Consider the following 22,439-nt stretch of genomic DNA (forward strand, 5'->3'; position numbering starts at 1 on the left):
GTAAAAAATTGAAAAAAGGAGATACTGCTGACTTTAAAGTAATTGAATTCAACAAAGAATTCAAAAGAGTAGTAGCTTCTCATACAGCAATCTTCAGAGAAGAAGAAGAGAAAATCGTTAAAACAGTTACTGAAAATACTTCAGCTCCTGCTCAAACGTCTACATTAGGAGACAACAACGATATTCTTGCTGAATTAAAAGCTAAAATGGAAAAAGGAGGTAAATAATCTCTTATTTTCTACATATTTTAAAACCCGAAAGCAATTTCGGGTTTTTTTATTGTTTTATATATTTGTTTATCGTAATATTGCAATATAATGAATCAATTAAATATGGGTGCCTCAAAATCAGCTTCTTTTTCAGCAACACAAAACGAACTTGCTTCGTTGTTTAAAGCTTTATCACATCCGGCAAGAATAGCTATCGTAGAGTATTTACTTGCCGTAGATTCCTGCATTTGTGGTGATATCGTAAACGAATTGCCGTTGGCCCAACCCACCATATCCCAACATTTGAAAGAGTTGAAAAATGCGAATATTATTCAGGGAACCATCGAAGGAACGGCCATTTGTTATTGCCTCAATCCGAATACCATCACCCAAATAGAAAATTATTTTGGGATGATTCGCCACCAACTTAAAAACAAATGTTGTTAAAATTAATTACTTTAAAATCATGAAACTATCACAATTTATCTCAAGTATTGATTCAATCAAAGAATTTACCATTCAGTTGCCCAATGGTACGTTTGTGCCGCCTCATTTTCATGTTACCGAAATGGGTTTGCTTACCAAAAATTTCATCGATTGTGGTAATGTAGTGCGTGATGAAAAGGTAATTACGTTTCAAGTATGGTTTGCAGGTGATCTCGAACACCGATTAACCGCTGAAAAAGTGCATAAAATCATCCATGCTTCCGAGAAATTATTTCAAAGTGCGGATCTAGAATTGGAAGTAGAATACCAAGATGCACAAACCATTGGAAAGTTTGGCATTGAGTTCCAAAACGGAATTTTTCAATTGACTCCGAAACAAACTACCTGTTTGGCGCAAGATCATTGTGGGATTCCAGCAGATAAAATGGAACCTAAAGTAGGAGGGTGGAAACCAAAAGAATCGTCGTGTTGTTCGCCTGATTCGGGTTGTTGTTAATGGTGTAGCACAAAGTTTCTCAGAGTTTTTACGAAGTCACACAAAGAAATTTATAATAAAAAGTTTAAAACCCTTGAGCCCATTGTGCCTTCTTAGTGTCTTTGTGGTTAAAAATATATGTTATGTTCGAAAATTTATCAAAAACCATTCAATTTATTGCTGAAATTACTGTTTCTGAAGAGCGAAAAGTAGTTTTAAAACCATTAGCAGATTACATTCAAAACAAAGTCAATGCAAACGAAGAAATCCGATTGAACTTCATTTGTACGCATAATTCCAGAAGAAGTCATTTGTCGCAAATTTGGGCACAAACAATGGCATTTCATTTCGGAATTCAAAATGTGTATTGCTATTCTGGTGGAACGGAAGCGACAGCACTGTTTTCAAAAGTAGCCGAAACCCTAGCTAATCAAGGATTTCAAATTCAGCAATTGAGTCAAGAACAAAATCCGGTGTATGCCGTAAAATTTGATGGTAACGAACATCCGATTATTGGTTTTTCGAAAACGTATTTCGATGATTTTAATCCGAAAAATAATTTTGCAGCCATCATGACGTGTAGTAATGCCGACGAAGGTTGTCCAATGGTTTTTGGTGCGGATGCGCGTTTCCCTATTAAATACGATGATCCAAAAGCCTTTGATGGCACTGTAGTAATGAACGAAAAATATGCCGAACGCAGTTTGCAAATTGCGAGCGAACTCTATTTTGTATTTTCCCAAATTAAATAAATATGAAGAAACGATTAGGATTTTTAGACCGATTTTTAACGCTTTGGATTTTCTTAGCGATGTTGATAGGAGTAGGAATAGGGTATTTTATTCCTAATGCAGCTAATTTTATCAATTCTTTTTCTTCGGGAACGACCAATGTTCCTTTGGCTATTGGCTTAATTTTAATGATGTATCCGCCGTTGACCAAAATTGATTTTTCAAAAGTGCCTCAAATGTTTGAAAAGCCCAAGTTGTTATCAGCTTCGTTTTTCATTACTTGGATTGTGGGCCCCTTTTTAATGTTTTTATTGGCGTCATTCTTTTTAAGAGACGAACCCGAATACATGACGGGATTGATCATCATCGGTCTAGCGCCTTGCATTGCCATGGTCATCGTTTGGAACGAACTCGCTGAAGGCAATCGGGAATTAACTGCTGGTTTAATCGGAATTAACAGTTTGTTACAAATGTTTTTCTTCAGTTTGTATGCCTATTTTTATTTGGAAGTTATGCTGCCTTTATTCGGAATCAAAGGGTTAGAATTGAATATTACTATTGTAGATATCGCAAAAACAGTTGGCATTTATCTCGGAATTCCATTTGCATTGGCGGTTGTGAGTAGGTTTATGATTAAAAAGTATGTTGGCGATAAATTCTTCAACCAACAATTTATTCCGTTTGTTTCGCCCATCACCTTGATCGCTTTGTTGTTCACCATTGTGGTGATGTTCAGTTTGAAAGGGGAGATGATTGTAGATCTACCACTCGATGTATTGAAAATCGCCTTACCCTTAGTCATTTTCTTTGCCATCATGTTTTTCTTGATGTTTTTTGTAGCAAAGAAAATTGGCGCCAATTATAAAGATGCAGTGGCTTTGTCGTTTACGGCCTCGGGGAATAATTTTGAATTGGCCATTGCGGTTGCTATAGGTGTTTTTGGCATCAATAGCGGACAAGCTTTTGCGGGTGTCATTGGTCCTTTAGTAGAAGTACCGGCTTTGATAATTTTAGTTAATGTAGCGTTTTGGTTAAAAAATAAATATTATAAATAAAAAAACGCTCAAGAAATTGAGCGTTTAAAATTATTTATCAATGGAGCCTAACACCCGTTTCATAAAATCGTTGAGGGCGGTTTTTTTATCGGCACCATTTTTTATGAGTTGGTTTACTTCAAGTGCGCCATACATGTTGGAAATGAGTTCGCCTATTACGTCCAATTCCTCATCTTTTAAGGAAGACACTTCGCATAAGTTTTCCAATACTTCAATGGCTTCAACCACATAATCTTGGTCGTTATCTTCAATAAATTGTGTCAACTGTTTTATAACGGGTAATTTCATATTTTTTGATTTTAGATTTTCGTAGATTGGATTTTCTGACCTCCGAATATCTAGTATCCGAAAATCTGATTAGCCTATACTACTTCGTTTACCAATTCGGTTAACACTTCAGCTTTATTGGTTTGCGTTTGATTAAGCAATACGCCATTTTTAAAAGTAGCAAATGTAGGCAAGTTGTCTACTTTAGCTAATTTTCTAGATTCAGGGAATTTCTCTGCATCTACAATTAAAAACGGAATATTTTCATTTTGTGAAGCCAATAATTTGAATTTTGGTTTCATGATTCTGCAATTGCCACACCAAGACGCAGCATATTGTACCACCACCACATCATTTGAAGCAATAACTTCCGCTAAATTATCTTGTTCGATTTCTGAAAACATAATTTCTTAATTTTTAATTAGACAATTTGTCAATGTGCCAATCATTGTCTAATTGACACATTGATAATTGACATATTATTTTAATGAGAAGCTAAATAAGCTGCAGTTGAGTTTCTATCGGCGCTCATAGCGTCTTTTCCTTCTTCCCAGTTCGCTGGACAAACTTCACCTCTTGTTTGAACGTGCGTATACGCATCAATTAAACGTAAATATTCGTTTACATTTCTACCTAATGGCATATCGTTTACACTTTCGTGGAAAATTTTACCGTCTTCGTCAATTAAATAAGTCGCTCTAAACGTAACATTTGATCCGTCTAAGATTTCATCGTTTAAAGCTTCGTTATATACCCATTCTGCATCTAAAATATCTAATGCAGCTGATAAGTTACGTGTAGTGTCAGCTAATAGAGGGTATGTTACACCTTCAATTCCACCATTGTCTTTTGCCGTGTTTAACCAAGCAAAGTGTACTTCGTTTGTATCACATGAAGCACCAATAACAGTTGTGTTTCTTTTTTCAAACTCAGCTAAAGCGGCTTGAAAAGCGTGTAATTCTGTTGGACATACAAAAGTGAAATCTTTTGGGTACCAAAACAACAATACTTTTTTCTTGTTGTTTACCGCTTCTTCTAACACGTTGATTCTTAAATTATCGCCCATGTGCGAAATTGCGTCAACTGTAATGTTTGGGAATTTTTTTCCTACTAATGCCATAATGGTATGATTTAAATGTTATTAATTTTCTTCTGCAAATTTACGAATAAATAAACCACAACTATAGTTAAATCATGGTTAATTTTTATTTGAATATAGATTTTACTTATAGCCTGTGTAAGTGATTTTTTATTGGTACTAAACAATAAAATCCTATATTTGTTTTTCGTAATTTTTTCAAACCAATACCCAATTATATATGAATTTTTCAAATTTATTCAGAAGAAAAACAGTTGAGGATATTTTAAAACAAGTTGCAAAAAATGAAGCCGACGGACACCATTCGCTTGGAAAACATTTAACAGCTAGAGATTTAACTGCTTTTGGAATTGCGGCAATTATTGGTGCGGGAATTTTTAGCACAATTGGAAAAGCGAGTGCCGATGGTGGTCCTGCGGTGATTTTCTTATTCATCTTTACTGCCATTGCATGTAGTTTTGCAGCTTTTGCGTATGCCGAATTTGCTTCTATGGTGCCGGTTTCAGGAAGTGCTTATACGTATTCTTATGTGGCTTTTGGTGAAATCATCGCTTGGATAATTGGTTGGGCTTTAATTATGGAATATGCCATTGGTAATATAACCGTTGCCATTTCGTGGAGCGATTACTTCACGGGCTTGCTCGAAAGTGGTGGCTTGCATTTGCCCCAATGGATTCAAATGGATTATCTAACAGCATCTAAAGGTTTTGAAGAAGCTACGGCATTGATGAATGGCGGCAAATCATTTGAAAATTTATCCGAATCCTTACAATCGGCTTACACGGCTTGGACAACTTCGCCGGCAATAGGTGGTTTTCATTTGGTGGCCGATTTACCAGCTTTGTTGATCATTGTAATCATTACGTGGTTGGTATACCGAGGTATGAAAGAATCGCGAAATGCCAGCAACTTAATGGTAGTGGTGAAATTATGTATCATATTATTAGTAATAGCGGTGGGAGTGTTTTATGTAGATACGGCCAATTGGGATCCGTTTGCGCCAAATGGAGTAGGTGGAATATTAAAAGGAGTATCAGCTGTTTTCTTTGCTTATATAGGTTTTGATGCGATTTCTACCACGGCCGAAGAATGTAAAGATCCTCAGCGCGATTTACCCAAAGGAATGATGTGGGCCATTATTATTTGTACGATTCTATATGTGGTTATCGCTTTGGTTTTAACCGGTATGGTCAATTATGCCGATTTAAATGTGGGCGATCCCTTAGCATTTGTGTTTGAAAAACTCGATTTAAAATGGATGTCGGGAATCATTGCAGTAAGTGCTGTGGTTGCTATGGCAAGCGTATTGTTAGTATTTCAAATGGGACAACCGCGTATTTGGATGAGCATGAGCCGTGATGGTCTATTACCCAAACGTTTTTCAAGAGTGCATCCAAAATACAAAACGCCTTCCTATGCAACGATTGTAACTGGTTTTGTGGTGGCAGTTCCGGCATTGTTTTTAAATTTGACCATGGTGACGGACTTGTGTAGTATTGGAACCTTATTTGCCTTTGTATTGGTTTGTGCGGGAGTTTTGGTATTGCAAAACAGAACCGATATTCCTCGTGGAAAATTCAAAACGCCATATGTAAATTCAAGATATATTTTTCCAGTACTATTATTAATTGGAGTTACGATTGCTTTTTCAGTGAATAAGTCGGCCACTATGGATTTTATTACCAATGAAAAACAAATTAATGAGGCAGGCACAATTGTAACGTCACTTAAGGAAACAGATACCGAAGCAGTTGTAACCTATTTGCAAGAGAAAGGTTTTGTAAAAGAGACTAACGCCGATTTAGAAGAAGTGTTAAGTTCAATATCGGAAGATGAAGCAACCTATAAAAATGTTGTGGATGCAATGCCAATCGATGCTAGTTTAAAATATGAAAGTGGATTTGCACTTTTCAAGCATAAAATTCCGATGTGGATTTTCTTAATTTCGTTATTGGGCTTTGCCGTATGGTCTTGGCGCCAAAATTTATCTTTGATTCCGTTACTTGGTTTGGTAAGTTGTTTGTATATGATGGCCGAGTTGAGCGTTTGGAATTGGATTTACTTTACCATTTGGTTGCTCATCGGACTGGTAATCTATTTTGGTTTTAGCCGAAAAAATAGCAAGCTGAATTTGGAAAACAAATAAAATTAAAAAGCCCTCAAGAACTAATTTGAGGGCTTTTTTTATTGGATATGTTTTAAACTATGTTTAATTCTTTCATGCATTGGCGCATCATTTGATAGGTGCGTTCAATGTCATTATCAAGTCCTATTGAAAAACGAATCAAACCATCGGTTAAACCCATTTCGGCTTGTTCTTCTAAAGGAATTTCCGATGAAGTAGACGTTCCTGGTGCGCTAAATAAGGTTTTATAAAATCCTAAACTAACCGCTAGATATCCTAAATTTCGTTCTTGCATCAATTCCATCAAGGCATTGGCTTTGTCTAACGAACCAACATCAATGGTCATCATCCCGCCAAAACCATATTCTGGGTTAATCATCGATTTGTAGATGGTATGACTTGGATGACTTGCTAATCCCGGATACACTGTTTTAATGCCGTCGGCTTCAAATTTGTTTGCCAAATACATGGCGTTATGGCTGTGTTGTTTCATTCTGATGTGTAAGGTTCTCAGGTTTTTCATTACCGAAGCCGAACGCAAACTGTCCATAGTAGGCCCCAAAAGCATACTAGCACCATCATTCACATTTTTTAAACTGTTGATGAATTCTTGAGAAGCACAAACCACACCTCCCACGGTATCACTACTTCCGTTGATGTATTTGGTCAACGAATGAATTACAATATCAGCGCCTAATTTTGCCGGAGCTACCGATAAAGGGGAAAAGGTGTTGTCGACCACTAATTTTAAATCATGTTTTTTAGCAAGCTTTGCGAGTGAAGCAATGTCGGCAACTTCCAACAACGGATTACTTACGGTTTCACAATATAATACTTTTGTATTGGATGTAATAGCAGCTTCTACTAGGTCTAATTTGGTAATGTCCACAAAGGAGGTTTGTATGCCCATTCGGGGAACAAAATTTTTCAAAAAGGCATACGTGCCTCCATAAATGGTGCGACTGGATACAATATGATCGCCATTGCCACAAAGTTGTAATAAAGTTGGCGTAATGGCGCCCATTCCCGAAGCCGCCACATTTGCCGATTCGGTACCTTCCATAGCTGCTAATGCTTTGTCTAAATATAAATTGCTGGGCGATGAATGTCGGGAATACAAATAACAACCTTCGGCATTGCCTTCAAAGGTGTCAAACATGGTTTTTGCTGAAAGAAACGTATAAGTCGAACTGTCAGAAATGGATGGGTTTACACCGCCAAATTCCCCAAAATATTGAAGATCTTGAATTCGGTCAGCTGGGTGAAATGGTTTCATATGTTACTAGTTAATGGGTTGAATAGTTATCAAATTTCAGAAATTATAATTTATTTTTCAATGCATTTGTTTAAAATTAGTTTTTTATTCATTTTATTTATAAATTCGTAGATAATAAATCTATATTAGATAAAATTAGACCTTTTGAACAGAAATTAGTAACAATCACCTCAAAAAAGTTGAAGCGCTTATGGATACCATTGATAAAAAAATACTTGGATTATTACAAGAAGACACAAAAAAAACCACCAAAGAACTTTCTATGGTGTTGAACTTATCGGTTACTGCTGTGTATGAACGCATTAAAAAGTTGGAACGCGAAGGAATTATTCGCAAGTATGTGGCGTTATTAGATCGAACGAAAATTGAAAAAGCATTTGTAGTGTTTTGCCATGTAAAATTGATCCAACATACTAAGGAAGTCATTCACACCTTTGAAAGCGAAGTCGTGCTATTGAAAGAAGTTTCCGAATGCTTTCATGTGAGTGGCGATTACGATTACATTTTGAAAGTCAATGTAAAAGACATGGATGAATACCGCGAATTCATGGTGACCAAACTCACCGGTTTGCAACATATCGGAAGTACGCACAGTTCATTTATGATTGGTGAAGTTAAAAACACATCCGCATTTGAACTCTAAAAAGCTATAATAATTTACCAATTTATCTGTAAATAATTAATTCAAAAAGCCTTACTTTTGTAATCGAAATTAAGTCAAACAACAAACTTTATATAAAATCATGAGTCAATTTGATGTAACCATTATAGGTTCTGGACCTGGAGGATATGTTTCGGCGATCCGTTGTGCCCAATTGGGTTTTAAAACAGCCATTATTGAAAAATATTCGACACTTGGAGGAACGTGTCTAAACGTTGGGTGTATTCCTTCAAAAGCATTGTTAGCTTCTTCACATCATTATGAAGAATTGCAACACTTTGCCGATCACGGAATTGAAGTTTCGGGTGAAGTAAAAGTGAATTTAGAAAAAATGATTGCACGCAAACAAGCGGTTGTGGATCAAACTTCTGGAGGGGTTAAATTCTTAATGGACAAGAATAATATTACCGTTTTTAACGGGGTGGGGTCGTTTGAAAGCGCTACTTCAGTAAAAGTAACAAAAGCCGACGGTTCATCTGAGATCATTGAATCAAAAAATATTATTATTGCTACGGGTTCAAAACCTTCCAACTTGCCATTTATCAAATTAGATAAAGATAGAATTATCACTTCAACAGAAGCCTTGAAACTGAAAGAAGTTCCAAAACATTTGGTTATTATTGGTGGTGGCGTTATCGGAATAGAGTTAGGTCAAGTATATTTACGATTGGGAGCACAAGTTTCTGTAGTAGAATTTATGGATCGAATCATCCCAGGAATGGACGCTTCTTTATCTAAAGAATTGACAAAAGTGTTGAAAAAACAAGGCATGAAATTCTACACGTCACATAAAGTACAATCGGTAGAGCGAGCTAAAAATGCAGTGACGGTAAAAGCTGAAAATGCTAAAGGCGAAATCATTACATTAGATGGTGATTATGCATTAGTTTCTGTGGGTCGTCGTCCTTATACAGACGGATTGAACGCAGAAAAAGCTGGTGTAAAAGTTACCGATAGAGGTCAAATCGAAGTCAACAATCATTTACAAACTTCAGCGGCAAATATTTACGCAATTGGTGATGTCGTTCGTGGCGCCATGTTGGCTCACAAAGCAGAAGAAGAAGGGGTGATGGTTGCTGAAATTATTGCAGGACAAAAACCACACATCGATTACAATTTAATTCCGGGTGTTGTATATACCTGGCCAGAAGTTGCTGCAGTGGGTAAAACAGAAGAGCAATTGAAAGCCGATGGGATCGCATATAAAGCCGGAAGTTTTCCATTCAAAGCTTTAGGAAGAGCTAGAGCAGGAGGCGATACGGATGGTTTTGTAAAAATCTTAGCTGATGCCAAAACAGATGAAGTCTTAGGGGTTCACATGATTGGTGCAAGATGTGCCGATTTAATTGCAGAAGCGGTTACCGCCATGGAATTTAGAGCCAGTGCAGAGGATATTTCAAGAATGTCTCACGCACACCCAACATTTGCAGAGGCCATTAAAGAAGCTGCTTTAGCAGCAACAGAAAACAGATCGTTACACGTATAGTTATAAATCACAAAATTTAAATCCCAAATTCCTGAAATGGAGTTTGGGATTTTTTAATGCAGCGATAATTGTTAATCTTTAAACAAAACTTTGTAAGATTCCCAATGGGCATAGATTAAAAATAAGTTAGCACCCAATACAAAAATCGCAACCGGTACCTCTGAAACTTGGGTAACCGTATGTATTAAAAAGATATTGATCGAAATAGGGAGTAAGGCTAATAACGTTACTTTCATCCATTTGCCGCTTAATAAACTAAGTCCAGCAATTAATTCCACAGCTTTTGCCAATGGTAATAGGTATTTTGATGCCATGACACCGGTCATAAACGTCAAAAGATTTCCAGTGGGTGCTTCTGCTTCAATTAAATTGAAAAAATAGGTTACTGAAGCAAATACCATAAAAGCTCCAAGTAAAATGCGTACAATTAAAATTGCCATTCTCATAATTTGTTTGTTTTATTGGTTAATCTATCAAATATACTAATTATTTGTTATGAAAATTGTATTTTTGAACTTCTAATTCCGGTAGATTGAGAACAACGATCACAAAAGATATTGCTGCTTTTCCAAACTTTACAAATCAACTGCTATCTTGGGCCAACCAATTTAGAGAGGTGGTTTTGTTGGATTCCAATGCCTACCATCAGAAGTATTCAAGTTATGATGTGGTAGTAGCTGTCGATGCCTTTACATCCCTTCAAACCGATTGTACGAATGCTTTTCAGGATTTGCAACAATACCAAAGTCAGACCAAGGATTGGTTGTTTGGGTATTTGTCCTATGACTTAAAAAATGATATTGAAGATTTACATTCCGATAATTTCGACGGATTAGCCTTTCCAGATTTATTTTTTTTCCAACCCAAAAAGTTGTTTTTAATCAAAGGAAATCAAGTGGAAATACAGTATTTACGAATGTGCGATGATGAAATAGAGTCGGATTTCGAAGAAATTCTTTCAACAACATTCATCGCCCATCACCCATCATCCATCACCATAAACCAACGCATTTCAAAAGAAAGTTACCTTTTAAAAGTTTCAAAAATGCTCGAACATATTCAGCGTGGCGATATCTATGAAGCTAATTTTTGTATGGAATTCTATGCCGAAAACACTAAAATTGATCCTTTAGAAATGTATCATAAATTAAATGCCATTTCTGAAGCTCCTTTTGCGGTCTATTTTAAAAATGCAGCACACTATTTATTGTCTGCATCACCCGAACGTTATTTGCGAAAAGAAGGTTTAAAAGTAATTTCCCAACCGATAAAAGGAACAGCCAAAAGAAGTTTCGATTTAGGACAAGATGAACATTTTAAATCTGATTTGGCGCAAAACGAAAAAGAACGTTCCGAGAATATCATGATTGTTGATTTGGTTCGAAACGATTTATCGCACACCGCTACAAAAGGAAGTGTTCAAGTAGAAGAATTGTGTGAAGTATATACGTTTAAGCAAGTACATCAAATGATTTCTACAATTGTTTCCGAAGTCGAAAATACAACTTCACCTGTTGAAATCATTCGAACGACTTTCCCAATGGGAAGTATGACCGGTGCGCCAAAAATTTCGGCCATGCAAATTATTGAAGCACTAGAAGAAACCAAGCGTGGATTGTATAGTGGTGCAGTTGGCTATTTTACACCCAGTGGCGATTTTGATTTCAATGTGGTCATTCGAAGCATCTTGTACAATGCAAAAAAAGAATATCTTTCGTTTTCTGTTGGAAGTGCTATTACCGCTCTAGCTATGCCTGAAAATGAGTATGAAGAATGTTTGCTAAAGGCAAAAGCGATGTTTGAGGTGTTACGATAGGGTAAAGTAATAAGGGATTAGGGAAAAGTAAAAAGCAATAGATATGAAAAGTTATAGAGATTTAATAGTTTGGCAAAAATCAATGACTTGGGTTACATTGGTATATTCTCTTTCATCAAGTATTCCTGAGAGTGAAAAATTTGGATTAATTTCACAAATTAGGAGAAGTTCAGTTTCTATTCCTTCAAATATTGCTGAAGGTTATGGGAGAAATTATAAAAAAGATTATTCAAGATTTTTGCAAATTGCTAGAGGTTCTTTATTTGAATGTCAAACCCAAATAGAAATTGCAATTAATTTAAACTTTATTTCCATAGACGATTGTAAAGAAATTAACGAATTGTCTATTGAAATAGAAAAAATGCTAAATTCGCTCAACAATAAATTATCAGAAAACTAATCCCTTTTCCCTTTTTACTAATTACTTTTGATAATGCTTACAAAATTCCAAAATCACATCGGCCAAAATTTTCCTCAATTAAAAGACAAGAAATTGTTCTTAGCGGTCAGCGGCGGAATTGACAGTATGGTTTTGGTTCATTTGTGTGCCCAACTCAACTTAAATTTTGAAGTTTTGCACTGTAATTTTCAGCTGCGTGGTACAGAGAGTGATGCCGATTTGCAGTTTGTAGTATCCTACTGTCAGCAACAAGCAATTACAATTCATACACAAGCCTTTGATACTAAAGTGAAAGCTGCTCAAAATAAAGAATCCATTCAAGTAGCAGCCCGTAACCTTCGTTATCAATGGTTTTACGAAAAAATGGCAGCCACAAATTGCAAGTATTTGCTAACGGCACATCATTTAGATGATTCTCTTGAAACCTTTCTTATTAATTTTTCGAGAGGAACAGGATTGGAGGGCTTAACCGGAATTCCGGCTCAAAATGAAAGTGTTATTCGTCCGATGTTACCTTTTTCAAGATTGGAAATTGAAGCCTATGCCCAAGCGCATAATATCCAATGGCGAGAAGATGCGAGCAATGCATCCGACAAATACCTTCGAAATAAAATACGCCATACAATTATTCCTGTATTTAAAGAAGCAAACGAAAATTTTCTTGCTTCGTTCCAGAACACTATTGATCATTTGCACCAAGCAGCGTCTATGGTTGCTGATGCATCAAAACTCGTTTATGATAAAGTGGTAGTTGCACAAGAATATCAAATGGAAATACAGCTTAGCCCCTTGTTAACTTTCCAAAATTATCAGGCCTATTTGTACAAATGGTTGGTTCCGTATGGATTTACGGCTTGGAATGACGTATATGATTTGGTAAGCGCACAGTCGGGAAAACAAGTTTTTTCACCCACACATGTACTGCTAAAAGACCGTAAAAAATTAATCTTGACGGAAAGAAATGAGACGGCTACCGAAGCGGTTTTTTTGATCGATTCAAAAGAAAGTAAAGTTAATGTTCCCTTAAATATTTCATTCTGTAACGTAAGTTACCTTTCAGAATCCGATTCAAATTGTATATTTGTCGATGATGATAAAATTAGATTTCCACTTACTCTAAGAAAATGGAGAACCGGCGATTGTTTTTATCCTTCGGGCATGACAGGGAAGAAGAAACTCAGTAAATATTTCAAAGACGAAAAATATTCACTATTGGACAAACACAAGCAATGGTTGTTGTGTACCGATGACCAAATTATTTGGGTAATTGGCAAACGAGCGGACCAACGATTTTTAGCCCAAAAAGACACAGTAAAAACGATTCAAATAGCATTAAAATAATGAAGAAAATTACCTTTATATTATTAGCATTTACCTTTTTTGCGCAAGGTCAAATCTTAAATCCAGTCAAATGGAAAAGTAAAGTAGTTCAAAAATCGGCGACAGAGTTTGAATTGGTAATGGAAGCTACCATAGAAAACGAATGGCATATGTATTCCCAATATACGCCTGATGGTGGAGCTCTTCCTACGGTTTTTGATTTTAAAAACGCAAAAGGCAATTATAGTTTAGTGGGTAAAACCAAAGAAAGTCCGTACAAGAAAGTATTCAACGATATTTTTGAAGTGGATGAGTATTATTTTGCCAAATCGGCTCAGTTCAAACAACTCATAAAAGTAACCAATCCTAAACTTAAAGAAGTTAAAGTTTTTGTGGAATACCAAGCCTGTAAAGAGCAATGCATTCAACAAGATAACACGTTTACATTTCAATTACCGGAAATAAAAATAGAGGAATCAGAAACTTCGGTTGCTTTAGTGGATGGAACAACGCCAAATGATTCACTAGTTCAAGTCAAAGATACTATGAATACAGCACAATCATTGGTTGCAAAAGATGCTGATCCTACAGGAGATTCATCGGCTCCAGTGGAAGAAAAGAAAGGTCTTTGGTCTATTTTTCTGTTGGCATTTGTAGGTGGTTTTGCAGCATTATTGACTCCTTGTGTATTTCCAATGATTCCGATGACGGTGAGCTTTTTTACGAAACAAAGTAAAACTAAGGCCGAAGGGAAGCGAAATGCCATTTTGTATGGGGTTTCAATCATACTAATTTATGTTATTTTGGGTTCGTTAGTAACCGGTATATTTGGTGCCGATTCATTAAACGCTTTATCAACGAATGTTTGGTTTAATCTGATCTTTTTTGGATTATTGGTGTTTTTTGCCGCTTCCTTCTTGGGTGCTTTTGAAATTGTATTGCCCAATTCTTGGGCAAATAAAGTAGATCAACAAGCTGATAGAGGCGGATTTGTGGGCATTTTATTCATGGCATTAGCTTTAGCCATCGTATCGTTTTCTTGTACGGGTCCAATTGTTGGTACTTTATTGGTAGAGGCCGCTTCAAAAGGAGGTTTAGCACCTATTGTTGGTATGTTAGGCTTTTCATCGGCATTGGCATTACCCTTCATGTTATTTGCGATGTTTCCCGGATGGATGAACACGTTACCTAAATCGGGAGGCTGGTTGAATACGGTAAAGGTTTCCTTAGGTTTCTTAGAATTGGCATTGGCCTTTAAATTTTTATCCAACGCTGATTTGGTAATTCAAGCGCACTTGTTAGAGCGTGAAGTTTTCTTAGGAATTTGGATTGCCATCTTTGGAACTTGGGCAGTTTATCTTTTTGGAAAGCTTACTTTACCTCACGATAGTCCGATGACACATTTATCAATTGGTCGATTATTCATGGCAATTTTTGTGACCATTTTTACGATTTATTTAATCCCAGGTTTGTGGGGGGCTCCATTAAAAATCATTTCAGGATTTCCACCACCAATGACCTATAGCGAAAGTCCGATGGGAATTGGTACTTCAGGTGAATCTACCCCTTCAACAAGTAGTTTGCCGGCTCATGCCGAGGCGGGTCCGCACGGTATACCCGTGTTTCATGATTACGAACAAGGATTGGCTTATGCCAAAAAAGTAGGGAAACCTGTTTTACTAGACTTTACCGGACACGCATGTGTGAATTGTAGAAAAATGGAAGATTTTGTGTGGTCAAAACCCGAAATTTTGGCTGTTTTAAAAGAGCAAGTGGTCTTGATTTCGTTGTATGTAGACGATAAAAGAGAGTTGCCTAAATCGGCACAATATATTTCTAAAGAAACGGGTAAAGAGATACTTACAATTGGGAACAAATGGAGTGATTATCAAATCACCCGGTATAAAAACAATGCCCAACCCTATTACATAGTACTAGATTCAGACGGGCAAGACATTTCGAAACCCATTGGCTATACGCCCGACGCTGAGGCCTACAAAAAATGGCTAGAAGAAGGAATATTCCAATTCAAAAAATAAAGTAAATCCCGAGTCATCGGGATTTTTTATTTCAAAAATTTTCCTATATTTGTATCATTATCAGCCCATTAATAAGTATACGCCATGTTAGTAAAAGTATTTGGAAGCGCCGTTTTTGGCGTTGAAGCCACCACCATTACCGTTGAAGTAAATATCGATAATGGCATCGGCTACCACTTGGTCGGTTTACCCGATTCGGCCATCAAGGAAAGCAGTTACCGCATTGCGGCAGCCCTAAAAAACAATCAATATCAATTTCCCGGAAAGAAAATCACCGTCAATATGGCTCCCGCCGATTTACGGAAAGAAGGTTCTGCTTATGACCTCACTTTGGCCATTGGCATATTAGCCGCTTCGGCTCAAATCAAATCCGATATGGTTTCTCAGTATGTTATTATGGGCGAATTATCACTCGACGGTGGTTTGCAACCCATTAAAGGGGCATTGTCTATTGCCATTAAAGCAAAAGAAGAGGGCTTTTTGGGATTAATTTTGCCGTATCAAAATGTAAAAGAAGCAGCAATTGTTGAAGGATTGGACGTGTATGGAGTTGAAAATGTGGCGCAAGTCATTCAATTTTTTGATGGCAAGCTAGACTTACTTCCTACAAAAATCGATACCACCGAAGAATTCCATAAAACACTAGATTTTCCAGAGCATGATTTCAGCGATGTCAAAGGTCAGGAATCCATAAAGCGCTGTATGGAAATCGCTGCTGCAGGCGGACATAATATCATATTAATCGGACCTCCCGGTTCAGGAAAAACGATGCTGGCCAAACGATTGCCCAGTATTTTGCCGCCTATGACGATGCGGGAAGCATTGGAAACCACTAAAATACATTCTGTTGCCGGTAAAACAAAAGACGTTGGATTGATGGCACAACGGCCGTTTAGAAGTCCACACCACACGGCCAGTTCTGTATCACTTGTTGGTGGTGGAAGTTATCCCCAACCGGGTGAAATTTCGTTGGCACACAATGGGGTATTGTTCTTGGATGAATTGCCCGAATTCAAACGCGAAGTACTTGAAGTGATGCGACAGCCTTTAGAGGATCGTGAAGTTACGATTTCACGCGCCAAATTTACGATTACCTATCCTTCATCATTTATGTTAGTCGCCAGTATGAATCCGAGTCCGGGTGGTTATTTTAATGATCCCAATGCCCCGGTTACAAGTTCGCCCATGGAAATGCAACGTTATTTAAGTAAGATATCCGGACCTTTATTGGATCGGATTGACATACATATTGAAGTAACGCCTGTACCCTTTGAAAAACTAACCGAAACCCAAAAAGCAGAAAGTAGTGCAGCCATTCGAGAAAGAGTCACTCAAGCCCGTGAGATTCAGTCCGTTCGATTTGAAAATTTCGAAAACATGCACTATAATGCACAAATGAGTAGCAAATTAATTAGAGAATTTTGTATTTTAGACGACGTTTCTTTGCAGTTGTTAAAAACAGCTATGGAACGATTAAACTTGTCGGCCAGAGCCTATGATCGTATTTTAAAAGTAGCGCGCACCATAGCCGATTTAGAATCAACAACTACCATTGCTTCACACCACATTGCGGAAGCCATTCAATACCGCAGTTTGGACCGAGAAGGTTGGTTGGGATAATATTTATAACATGAAAAAAGCGTATTTTATTGTAGCACTTTTTGCTCAAGTGATCTTAGCACAAGAACTGCCTAAAGTTAGTTCGGGTACTGTTGAACGTATTGAAAATTTTGCCTCAAAATTTGTGACTCAACGAAATGTTGATGTTTTGTTGCCATCGGATTATTCAGAATCAAAAAAATATGCGGTGCTTTACATGCACGACGGCCAAATGTTATACGACGCCGAACAAACATGGAATAAACAAGCATGGGAGGTCGATGAAGTGATGGCAAAATTGAAAACAGCGCAACAAATACAAGACGTAATTGTTGTTGGTATTTGGAATGGTGGAGAAACACGTCATTTTGATTATTTTCCGCAAAAACCGTTTGAAATGCTTACCCAAAAGCAACAAGATTCCATTTATAATTTAGAGCGATCAGCAGGAGTAAAGCTGTTTAACGGTCGTGTGAGCTCCGATAATTATTTGAAATTTATAGTGCAAGAATTAAAACCCGTAATCGATAAAAAATATGCAGTTGCTACAGACAAAGCGCATACTTTTATTGCGGGGAGCAGTATGGGAGGTTTGATTTCGATGTATGCCATTTGCGAGTATCCAGAAGTATTTGGAGGTGCCGCCTGTTTGTCAACGCATTGGCCGGGAATTTTTCAGGTAGCAAACAATCCCATTCCGAATGCGTTTTACCAATATTTAAAAATGAAATTACCCGATACTAAAAACCACACACTATATTTTGATTATGGTACGGCAACTTTAGATGCCTTATACGAACCTTTGCAAAAAGAAGTAGATCAAATTATGCAACAGAAAGGATTTGATGCCCAACATTGGAAGACGCAAAAATTTGAAGGGGAAAATCATTCTGAAATGGCTTGGCAAAAACGCTTACACATTCCGTTTCAATTTTTATTTGGGAAGTAATTATTTGATAAAACTATAATAACGAGCCCCTTTACGAACCGGATTTTCTGTTTCAATAGCGCTTAAAATGAATTCGTTTTGTGGCTTTAATACCGCCGTTTTCAATTCTTTTTTATGTAATTTTTCGTAGGTTTCAAAATCAATAGCGGTGCGCAATTCTAATTCTTCAAAAAGTCTGGTTTTGCTAATTTGTGATTCCCATGTAGATTGCAGTGTGCCTTCAAAAACTTTTGATTTGGAACCACTTCCATAAGCAATAAACCCCACTTTTTCTGATTTTAGCTTCTTGTCAGTTGTTGCCGAATAATACAATGCCGACAACATTCCTAAGAAAATAGATCCTGTGTAAATATTACCTACTGCCCCAGAAGCAATTTCGGTGGGAAAAATTTTATCGGTCACCAGTTCCAGATACGCTTCGGATTTTGATAATGCTTTTATTTTTTCTTTGGCATTTTCACCAGCTGCTTGTGCTAATAAATCTTGATTTTCTTGTGCAAATATTTCGATGAATGTACGTCTCCCTTGATAGCAATAGGGTAGGTGCATGAAAATCAATGACCAGTCATTAAAAAGTGTATCTGTTTGTTGGCTCTCTTTTTTATAATGTTGATACGCTTCAGTTATGCGATCTATGTAACACAAGTTGGAATAGTGTCCGTCAAAAACCGGTTGGTCTTTTACGAGAGTAATTTCGGTTTCTAACACATCAAACCAATTTTCATTGGTCTCATTTCCTGTAATAGCCGATTTTTGAAGTATTTGTTTGGGTTTGAAAAAATCAAAAACACCCAAAGTAGCCACACCTGTTTCTTTTGATAAGGCAATAATTTTGGGGTTGGCGGTAATGAGCATTGCTACAGCTCCCGCGCCCTGGGTATATTCTCCGGTTGAATTCAAATCATATTTTGCAAAATCAGTCGCAATCACAATCGCTTTTTTTGTAGGGTGCAATCGGACAAAATCGGCACAGCTTTGCATCGCATCTACGGCACCAATACAAGCAAAGGTTAAATCCACTACATCGCAATTTTGCAGCGCATTGGTCCCCAATTTACTTTCAATCAATTCTAAGATGTAGGAAGCCACAGGTTTCGAATGGTCTACACCACTTTCTGTGCCAACATATATTTTGGCAATTTCGTCCAATTGAAGTTGTTCTTGCTCGATTAATTTCAATAAGGCATTGGCTCCAAGGGTAATTACATCTTGTGATACATCCAAAATACTCATCTTTTGTAAACCCAAACCTTTAGTGAGTTTATCTGCTTCAATGTTTCTATTTTCTGCCAGTGTGGGTATGGGCAAATACAATTTTGGAACATCAAATTGAATGGCGTCTATTCCAACCTTCATTATATATGATTTTAGTCGTCAAAATTAAAAAAAGGTAGGCTCATAAATGTGCGAACCTACCTTAAATTAATGTTAATGACCTTAGAATTACGAATTATGCAATGGCATGGCTTATATTTTCAATTCTACAAAAATATCCTAACGAATTTCTATTTATTTACTTATAATGCGCAATTACGATATCTTATAATTCTTGATTTTCTGGAGCTGTTTTTTCAAATCCTATAGCTTGTGCATACAATGCATAGTGCATCGCATATAAATAAGGTACGGTAAAAATAATTCCGATACACAAAATAAAAATACCCAAGAGCATTCCAATAACGGCAATCAGCATAGCAACTAAAATAATTAGGGGTTGTTTTGCATACAATTGAACACTTTTTGATAGTGCTTCTGTATAGTCGAGTTTACCATATATTATTAATGGGATTGTGAATATTGTTGCCAAACTAAAGATGATTTGCACGAATGTGTTTATTTTTTCATAGCCAAATAGGCTGAGCATCGTAGTAAAAAGCGCCGTTATTCCACCAATTATTAAATAACTGAGAAAAATTTGTTTGTAATACGGTTCTTTGTAAAAGTCAAATAGATTATCGATACTAAATGATTTTTGGGTCTGTGCCAAATGATTTAAATGTATAAATCCTGCAGTAAACGGGGCAAACAAAGCACTTACAAACATAGAAACAATTCCGCTCCCTATAATAAAATTAGGTTCTTTCGCTAGCGTTTCTATCGATAATACTGTTTTTGAAAGGTTCGAAAATCCAAAAAAGGATCCCATGAGCCCGATATAAAATAGCACCATAATTGCGGAAACAATGAGCATTCCTAATCCCGATACTAAAAAAGTTTTTTTAAAGGTGGCAAAACTATCATCGATTAGTTTTCCTAGTTCTAAGGCATAGCCTTCTCTTGCTTTTTGATCAATGGTGTTTTTCATGACAGTTGAATTTATAGTGCATCCCAAACGGAATCTTTGGGAGGTTTTGCGATAAAAGTATGTATTTCTTTAGAAACAGGATGTGTGAGCATTAATTTTCGTGCGTGCAAATGGATTCCTCCATTAGGGTTGCTTCGGTCAAAGCCATATTTTAAATCGCCTTTAATGGGACAGCCAATGGCTTGAAGTTGGGCTCTAATTTGATGGTGTCGCCCCGTGTGGAGGTCAATCTCCAAAACAAAATAGTGGTCCAATTTTTTTATTACGTCATACGATAAACTGGCTTGTTTACTTTCGGGTACTTCTTTGCTATGCGCTTTGGAAGTGTTGTTTTTTGGATTACGTTTTAAAAAATGAACTAGGGTATCTTTTTCTTTTGGGGGTAAGTTTTTAATTACAGCCCAATACGTTTTTTGAGTAGCTCTGTTTTTAAAAGCTTCATTCAAACGGGATAAGGCTTTTGATGTTTTAGCAAATAGAACAATTCCGGTTGTGGGTCGGTCTAAACGATGCACCACACCCAAGTATACATCACCCGGCTTATCGTATTTTTTCTTGAGGTATTCTTTTACAACATCCGAAAGCGGTTTGTCGCCAGTACTATCGCCTTGAACGATATCTCCCACACGTTTGTTGATGACAATCAGGTGATTGTCTTCGTAAATGATGTCTAAATTTGTGGAATTGGAAACAATTTTTTCTGCCAAAATATCCTATTTTTCAGTCGCTATTAAGGAGTTGTTAATTTAATATTGCTCGTTGGCATTTGGAAAATCTTTCGATTTTACATCGGATACATATTGTCCAATTGCTGAAGACATTTCTTCAAACAAATTCATATAACGGCGCAAGAAACGCGGACTAAATTCGTGGGTCATTCCGATCATATCGTGCAATACCAATACTTGACCGTCCACACCACTTCCGGCCCCAATTCCGATTACAGGAATTGAAATGCTTTGTGCCACTTTTTCGGCAAGATGTGCCGGTATTTTTTCTAAAACCAAGGCAAAACAACCTAGTTTTTCCAACATTTTAGCATCTTCCAATAATTTTTCTGCTTCAGCATCTTCTTTAGCACGAACCGTATACGTTCCAAATTTATAAATCGATTGTGGTGTTAAGCCCAAGTGTCCCATAACAGGGATACCTGCGTTTAATATTTTTTTAATGGAAGCCGCAATTTCGCTTCCACCTTCCAATTTTACAGCATGACCACCACTTTCTTTCATGATTCGGATTGAAGAACGCAACGCTTCTTTTGGATCTGATTGATAGCTACCAAAAGGCAAATCTACTACCACTAATGCACGTTCACAGGCTCTCACAACGCTGGAAGCATGATAAATCATTTGGTCCAATGTAATGGGAAGTGTGGTTTCATGTCCAGCCATAACATTACTCGCAGAATCGCCTACTAGAATAACATCGACACCAGCGCTATCAACAATTTTAGCCATGGTAAAATCATAGGCCGTTAGCATGGAGATTTTTTCTCCATTCATTTTCATATCAATAAGTGATTTTGTAGTAATCCTTTTGTAATCTTTTTTTGCTGTCGACATTTTGTGCTATTTTTGATGTAACAAAAATAACTTTTAAAATGTATAATAAAAATCAATTCATGAAGAATTTATTATTCCTACTATTAATTAGCCTTAATCTGCCACTTCTAGCACAGGAAAATCAACCCCAAAAATTAGTAGAAGATTTTTTTACAGCTTTTCATGCTAAAGACACTTTAGGATTAAAAGTGCTGTGTCATTCCGAAATTATTTTACAAACCATCGCCAATACAAAAGAAGGAAATACTTTGGAGGATCAATCCTATGATGATTTTTTAAAATCGATTGTTAGTATTCCAGCAAATATGAAATTTGAAGAGCGAATACTACAATACAAAGTTGAAATCGATGGAAATTTAGCTCATGTATGGACCCCATACGAATTTTATATTAATGAAAAATTTAGCCATAGGGGAGCCAATTCGTTTACATTGTATAACGACAACGGCAAATGGCAAATCATCCATTTGATTGATACACGTCGAAAAAAATAATTTTCAAAAAAAAGACTTAATATCTAAACTCTCAGTATATTTGCAGTCGAAAATTTGAATACAAAATTGGTATCAACTCCATAGAATTAATTTCAATAATTTCTTTTGTGAGCTTTTATAT

23 protein-coding genes and 1 pseudogene are annotated in these 22,439 nt (G+C 36.7%); 15 read left to right on the forward strand and 9 right to left on the reverse strand.

The genetic code is table 11. The annotated features are described in order from the left end of the window. From ACIQ6Z_RS02850 to arsB, 5 genes and pseudogenes are all read left to right on the forward strand, one after another. Positions 1-227: pseudogene (locus tag ACIQ6Z_RS02850) on the forward strand (30S ribosomal protein S1); the annotation flags it as partial. 105 nt (positions 228-332) lie between these two features. Beyond that, positions 333-656 (forward strand): ArsR/SmtB family transcription factor, encoded by a 324-nt coding sequence (locus tag ACIQ6Z_RS02855; RefSeq protein ID WP_396209454.1) that lies wholly within the window; start codon positions 333-335, stop codon positions 654-656. A gap of 19 nt (positions 657-675) precedes the next feature. Continuing rightward, complete coding sequence (locus ACIQ6Z_RS02860) at positions 676-1,152, forward strand: DUF6428 family protein (RefSeq protein ID WP_396209429.1); 477 nt, start codon at positions 676-678, stop codon at positions 1,150-1,152. A gap of 122 nt (positions 1,153-1,274) precedes the next feature. Beyond that, positions 1,275-1,883: a low molecular weight phosphatase family protein gene (locus tag ACIQ6Z_RS02865; RefSeq protein ID WP_396209430.1), complete on the forward strand. Its 609-nt coding sequence runs from the start codon at positions 1,275-1,277 to the stop codon at positions 1,881-1,883. A gap of 2 nt (positions 1,884-1,885) precedes the next feature. Then, positions 1,886-2,917, forward strand: coding sequence for an ACR3 family arsenite efflux transporter (gene arsB, locus ACIQ6Z_RS02870; protein WP_396209431.1), 1,032 nt, complete (start codon positions 1,886-1,888; stop codon positions 2,915-2,917). A 30-nt stretch (positions 2,918-2,947) separates the two neighbouring features. Here the strand turns inward: arsB and ACIQ6Z_RS02875 are convergent, their stop codons facing one another. The 3 genes from ACIQ6Z_RS02875 to ACIQ6Z_RS02885 all read right to left on the reverse strand — a co-directional run bounded on the left by ACIQ6Z_RS02875 (position 2,948) and on the right by ACIQ6Z_RS02885 (position 4,304). Further along, a complete protein-coding gene (locus tag ACIQ6Z_RS02875; RefSeq protein WP_396142253.1) occupies positions 2,948-3,205 on the reverse strand; it encodes a DUF6952 family protein in 258 nt (85 codons plus the stop codon). Between the two features lie 74 nt (positions 3,206-3,279). Beyond that, positions 3,280-3,588: a thioredoxin family protein gene (locus ACIQ6Z_RS02880; RefSeq protein ID WP_396197485.1), complete on the reverse strand. Its 309-nt coding sequence runs from the start codon at positions 3,586-3,588 to the stop codon at positions 3,280-3,282. 80 nt (positions 3,589-3,668) lie between these two features. Further along, positions 3,669-4,304, reverse strand: coding sequence for a peroxiredoxin (locus ACIQ6Z_RS02885; RefSeq protein ID WP_396209432.1), 636 nt, complete (start codon positions 4,302-4,304; stop codon positions 3,669-3,671). A 199-nt stretch (positions 4,305-4,503) separates the two neighbouring features. On the opposite strand from ACIQ6Z_RS02885, the gene ACIQ6Z_RS02890 reads away from it, so the two are divergent. Continuing rightward, positions 4,504-6,429 (forward strand): amino acid permease, encoded by a 1,926-nt coding sequence (locus ACIQ6Z_RS02890; protein ID WP_396209433.1) that lies wholly within the window; start codon positions 4,504-4,506, stop codon positions 6,427-6,429. Between the two features lie 52 nt (positions 6,430-6,481). Here the strand turns inward: ACIQ6Z_RS02890 and ACIQ6Z_RS02895 are convergent, their stop codons facing one another. Then, positions 6,482-7,684 carry an aminotransferase class I/II-fold pyridoxal phosphate-dependent enzyme gene (locus ACIQ6Z_RS02895; protein ID WP_396209434.1) on the reverse strand — a complete coding sequence of 401 codons (1,203 nt, stop codon included), beginning with the start codon at positions 7,682-7,684 and terminating at the stop codon, positions 6,482-6,484. 190 nt (positions 7,685-7,874) lie between these two features. On the opposite strand from ACIQ6Z_RS02895, the gene ACIQ6Z_RS02900 reads away from it, so the two are divergent. Then, positions 7,875-8,327, forward strand: coding sequence for an Lrp/AsnC family transcriptional regulator (locus tag ACIQ6Z_RS02900; protein ID WP_396197481.1), 453 nt, complete (start codon positions 7,875-7,877; stop codon positions 8,325-8,327). A gap of 100 nt (positions 8,328-8,427) precedes the next feature. After that, positions 8,428-9,831 (forward strand): dihydrolipoyl dehydrogenase, encoded by a 1,404-nt coding sequence (gene lpdA, locus ACIQ6Z_RS02905; protein WP_396209435.1) that lies wholly within the window; start codon positions 8,428-8,430, stop codon positions 9,829-9,831. Between the two features lie 71 nt (positions 9,832-9,902). Here lpdA and ACIQ6Z_RS02910 read toward each other — a convergent pair whose 3' ends face one another. Beyond that, on the reverse strand, positions 9,903-10,277 hold the full coding sequence (locus tag ACIQ6Z_RS02910; RefSeq protein WP_396209436.1) for a DoxX family membrane protein: 375 nt from the start codon (positions 10,275-10,277) through the stop codon (positions 9,903-9,905). Positions 10,278-10,363: 86 nt separating this feature from the next. Here ACIQ6Z_RS02910 and ACIQ6Z_RS02915 point away from each other — a divergent pair, with 86 nt between their 5' ends. The 6 genes from ACIQ6Z_RS02915 (at position 10,364) to ACIQ6Z_RS02940 (ending at position 17,954) form a co-directional block, all read left to right on the forward strand. Beyond that, positions 10,364-11,647 (forward strand): anthranilate synthase component I family protein, encoded by a 1,284-nt coding sequence (locus ACIQ6Z_RS02915; RefSeq protein WP_396209437.1) that lies wholly within the window; start codon positions 10,364-10,366, stop codon positions 11,645-11,647. A gap of 43 nt (positions 11,648-11,690) precedes the next feature. After that, positions 11,691-12,047, forward strand: a complete 357-nt coding sequence (locus ACIQ6Z_RS02920) for a four helix bundle protein (protein ID WP_396209438.1) — start codon at positions 11,691-11,693, stop codon at positions 12,045-12,047. A gap of 33 nt (positions 12,048-12,080) precedes the next feature. Then, on the forward strand, positions 12,081-13,388 hold the full coding sequence (gene tilS, locus ACIQ6Z_RS02925) for a tRNA lysidine(34) synthetase TilS (protein WP_396209439.1): 1,308 nt from the start codon (positions 12,081-12,083) through the stop codon (positions 13,386-13,388). Next, on the forward strand, positions 13,388-15,406 hold the full coding sequence (locus ACIQ6Z_RS02930; protein ID WP_396209440.1) for a cytochrome c biogenesis protein CcdA: 2,019 nt from the start codon (positions 13,388-13,390) through the stop codon (positions 15,404-15,406). The genes tilS and ACIQ6Z_RS02930 overlap by 1 nt, the downstream gene beginning before the upstream one ends. 84 nt (positions 15,407-15,490) lie before the next feature. Then, entirely contained in the window at positions 15,491-17,026 is a 1,536-nt protein-coding gene (locus tag ACIQ6Z_RS02935; RefSeq protein ID WP_396209441.1) for a YifB family Mg chelatase-like AAA ATPase, read from the forward strand. 10 nt (positions 17,027-17,036) lie between these two features. After that, positions 17,037-17,954 (forward strand): alpha/beta hydrolase, encoded by a 918-nt coding sequence (locus ACIQ6Z_RS02940; protein WP_396209442.1) that lies wholly within the window; start codon positions 17,037-17,039, stop codon positions 17,952-17,954. On the opposite strand, the gene ACIQ6Z_RS02945 is transcribed toward ACIQ6Z_RS02940, so the two are convergent. From ACIQ6Z_RS02945 to panB, 4 genes are all read right to left on the reverse strand, one after another. Continuing rightward, positions 17,955-19,310 (reverse strand): hydroxymethylglutaryl-CoA synthase family protein, encoded by a 1,356-nt coding sequence (locus tag ACIQ6Z_RS02945; RefSeq protein WP_396209443.1) that lies wholly within the window; start codon positions 19,308-19,310, stop codon positions 17,955-17,957. It abuts the gene before it with no gap. A gap of 184 nt (positions 19,311-19,494) precedes the next feature. Next, the gene (locus ACIQ6Z_RS02950) at positions 19,495-20,259 is read right to left on the reverse strand and encodes a hypothetical protein (RefSeq protein ID WP_396209444.1); all 765 of its coding nucleotides are present in this window, start codon (positions 20,257-20,259) and stop codon (positions 19,495-19,497) included. Between the two features lie 11 nt (positions 20,260-20,270). Further along, complete coding sequence (locus tag ACIQ6Z_RS02955; protein ID WP_396209445.1) at positions 20,271-20,966, reverse strand: RluA family pseudouridine synthase; 696 nt, start codon at positions 20,964-20,966, stop codon at positions 20,271-20,273. 39 nt (positions 20,967-21,005) lie between these two features. Further along, positions 21,006-21,824, reverse strand: a complete 819-nt coding sequence (gene panB / locus ACIQ6Z_RS02960) for a 3-methyl-2-oxobutanoate hydroxymethyltransferase (protein ID WP_396196348.1) — start codon at positions 21,822-21,824, stop codon at positions 21,006-21,008. Between the two features lie 59 nt (positions 21,825-21,883). Here panB and ACIQ6Z_RS02965 point away from each other — a divergent pair, with 59 nt between their 5' ends. Next, complete coding sequence (locus ACIQ6Z_RS02965) at positions 21,884-22,318, forward strand: nuclear transport factor 2 family protein (protein ID WP_396209446.1); 435 nt, start codon at positions 21,884-21,886, stop codon at positions 22,316-22,318. Positions 22,319-22,439 lie beyond the last annotated feature (121 nt).

The organism is Flavobacterium sp. (assembly GCF_044376915.1).
Taxonomy (GTDB): Bacteria; Bacteroidota; Bacteroidia; order Flavobacteriales; family Flavobacteriaceae; genus Flavobacterium.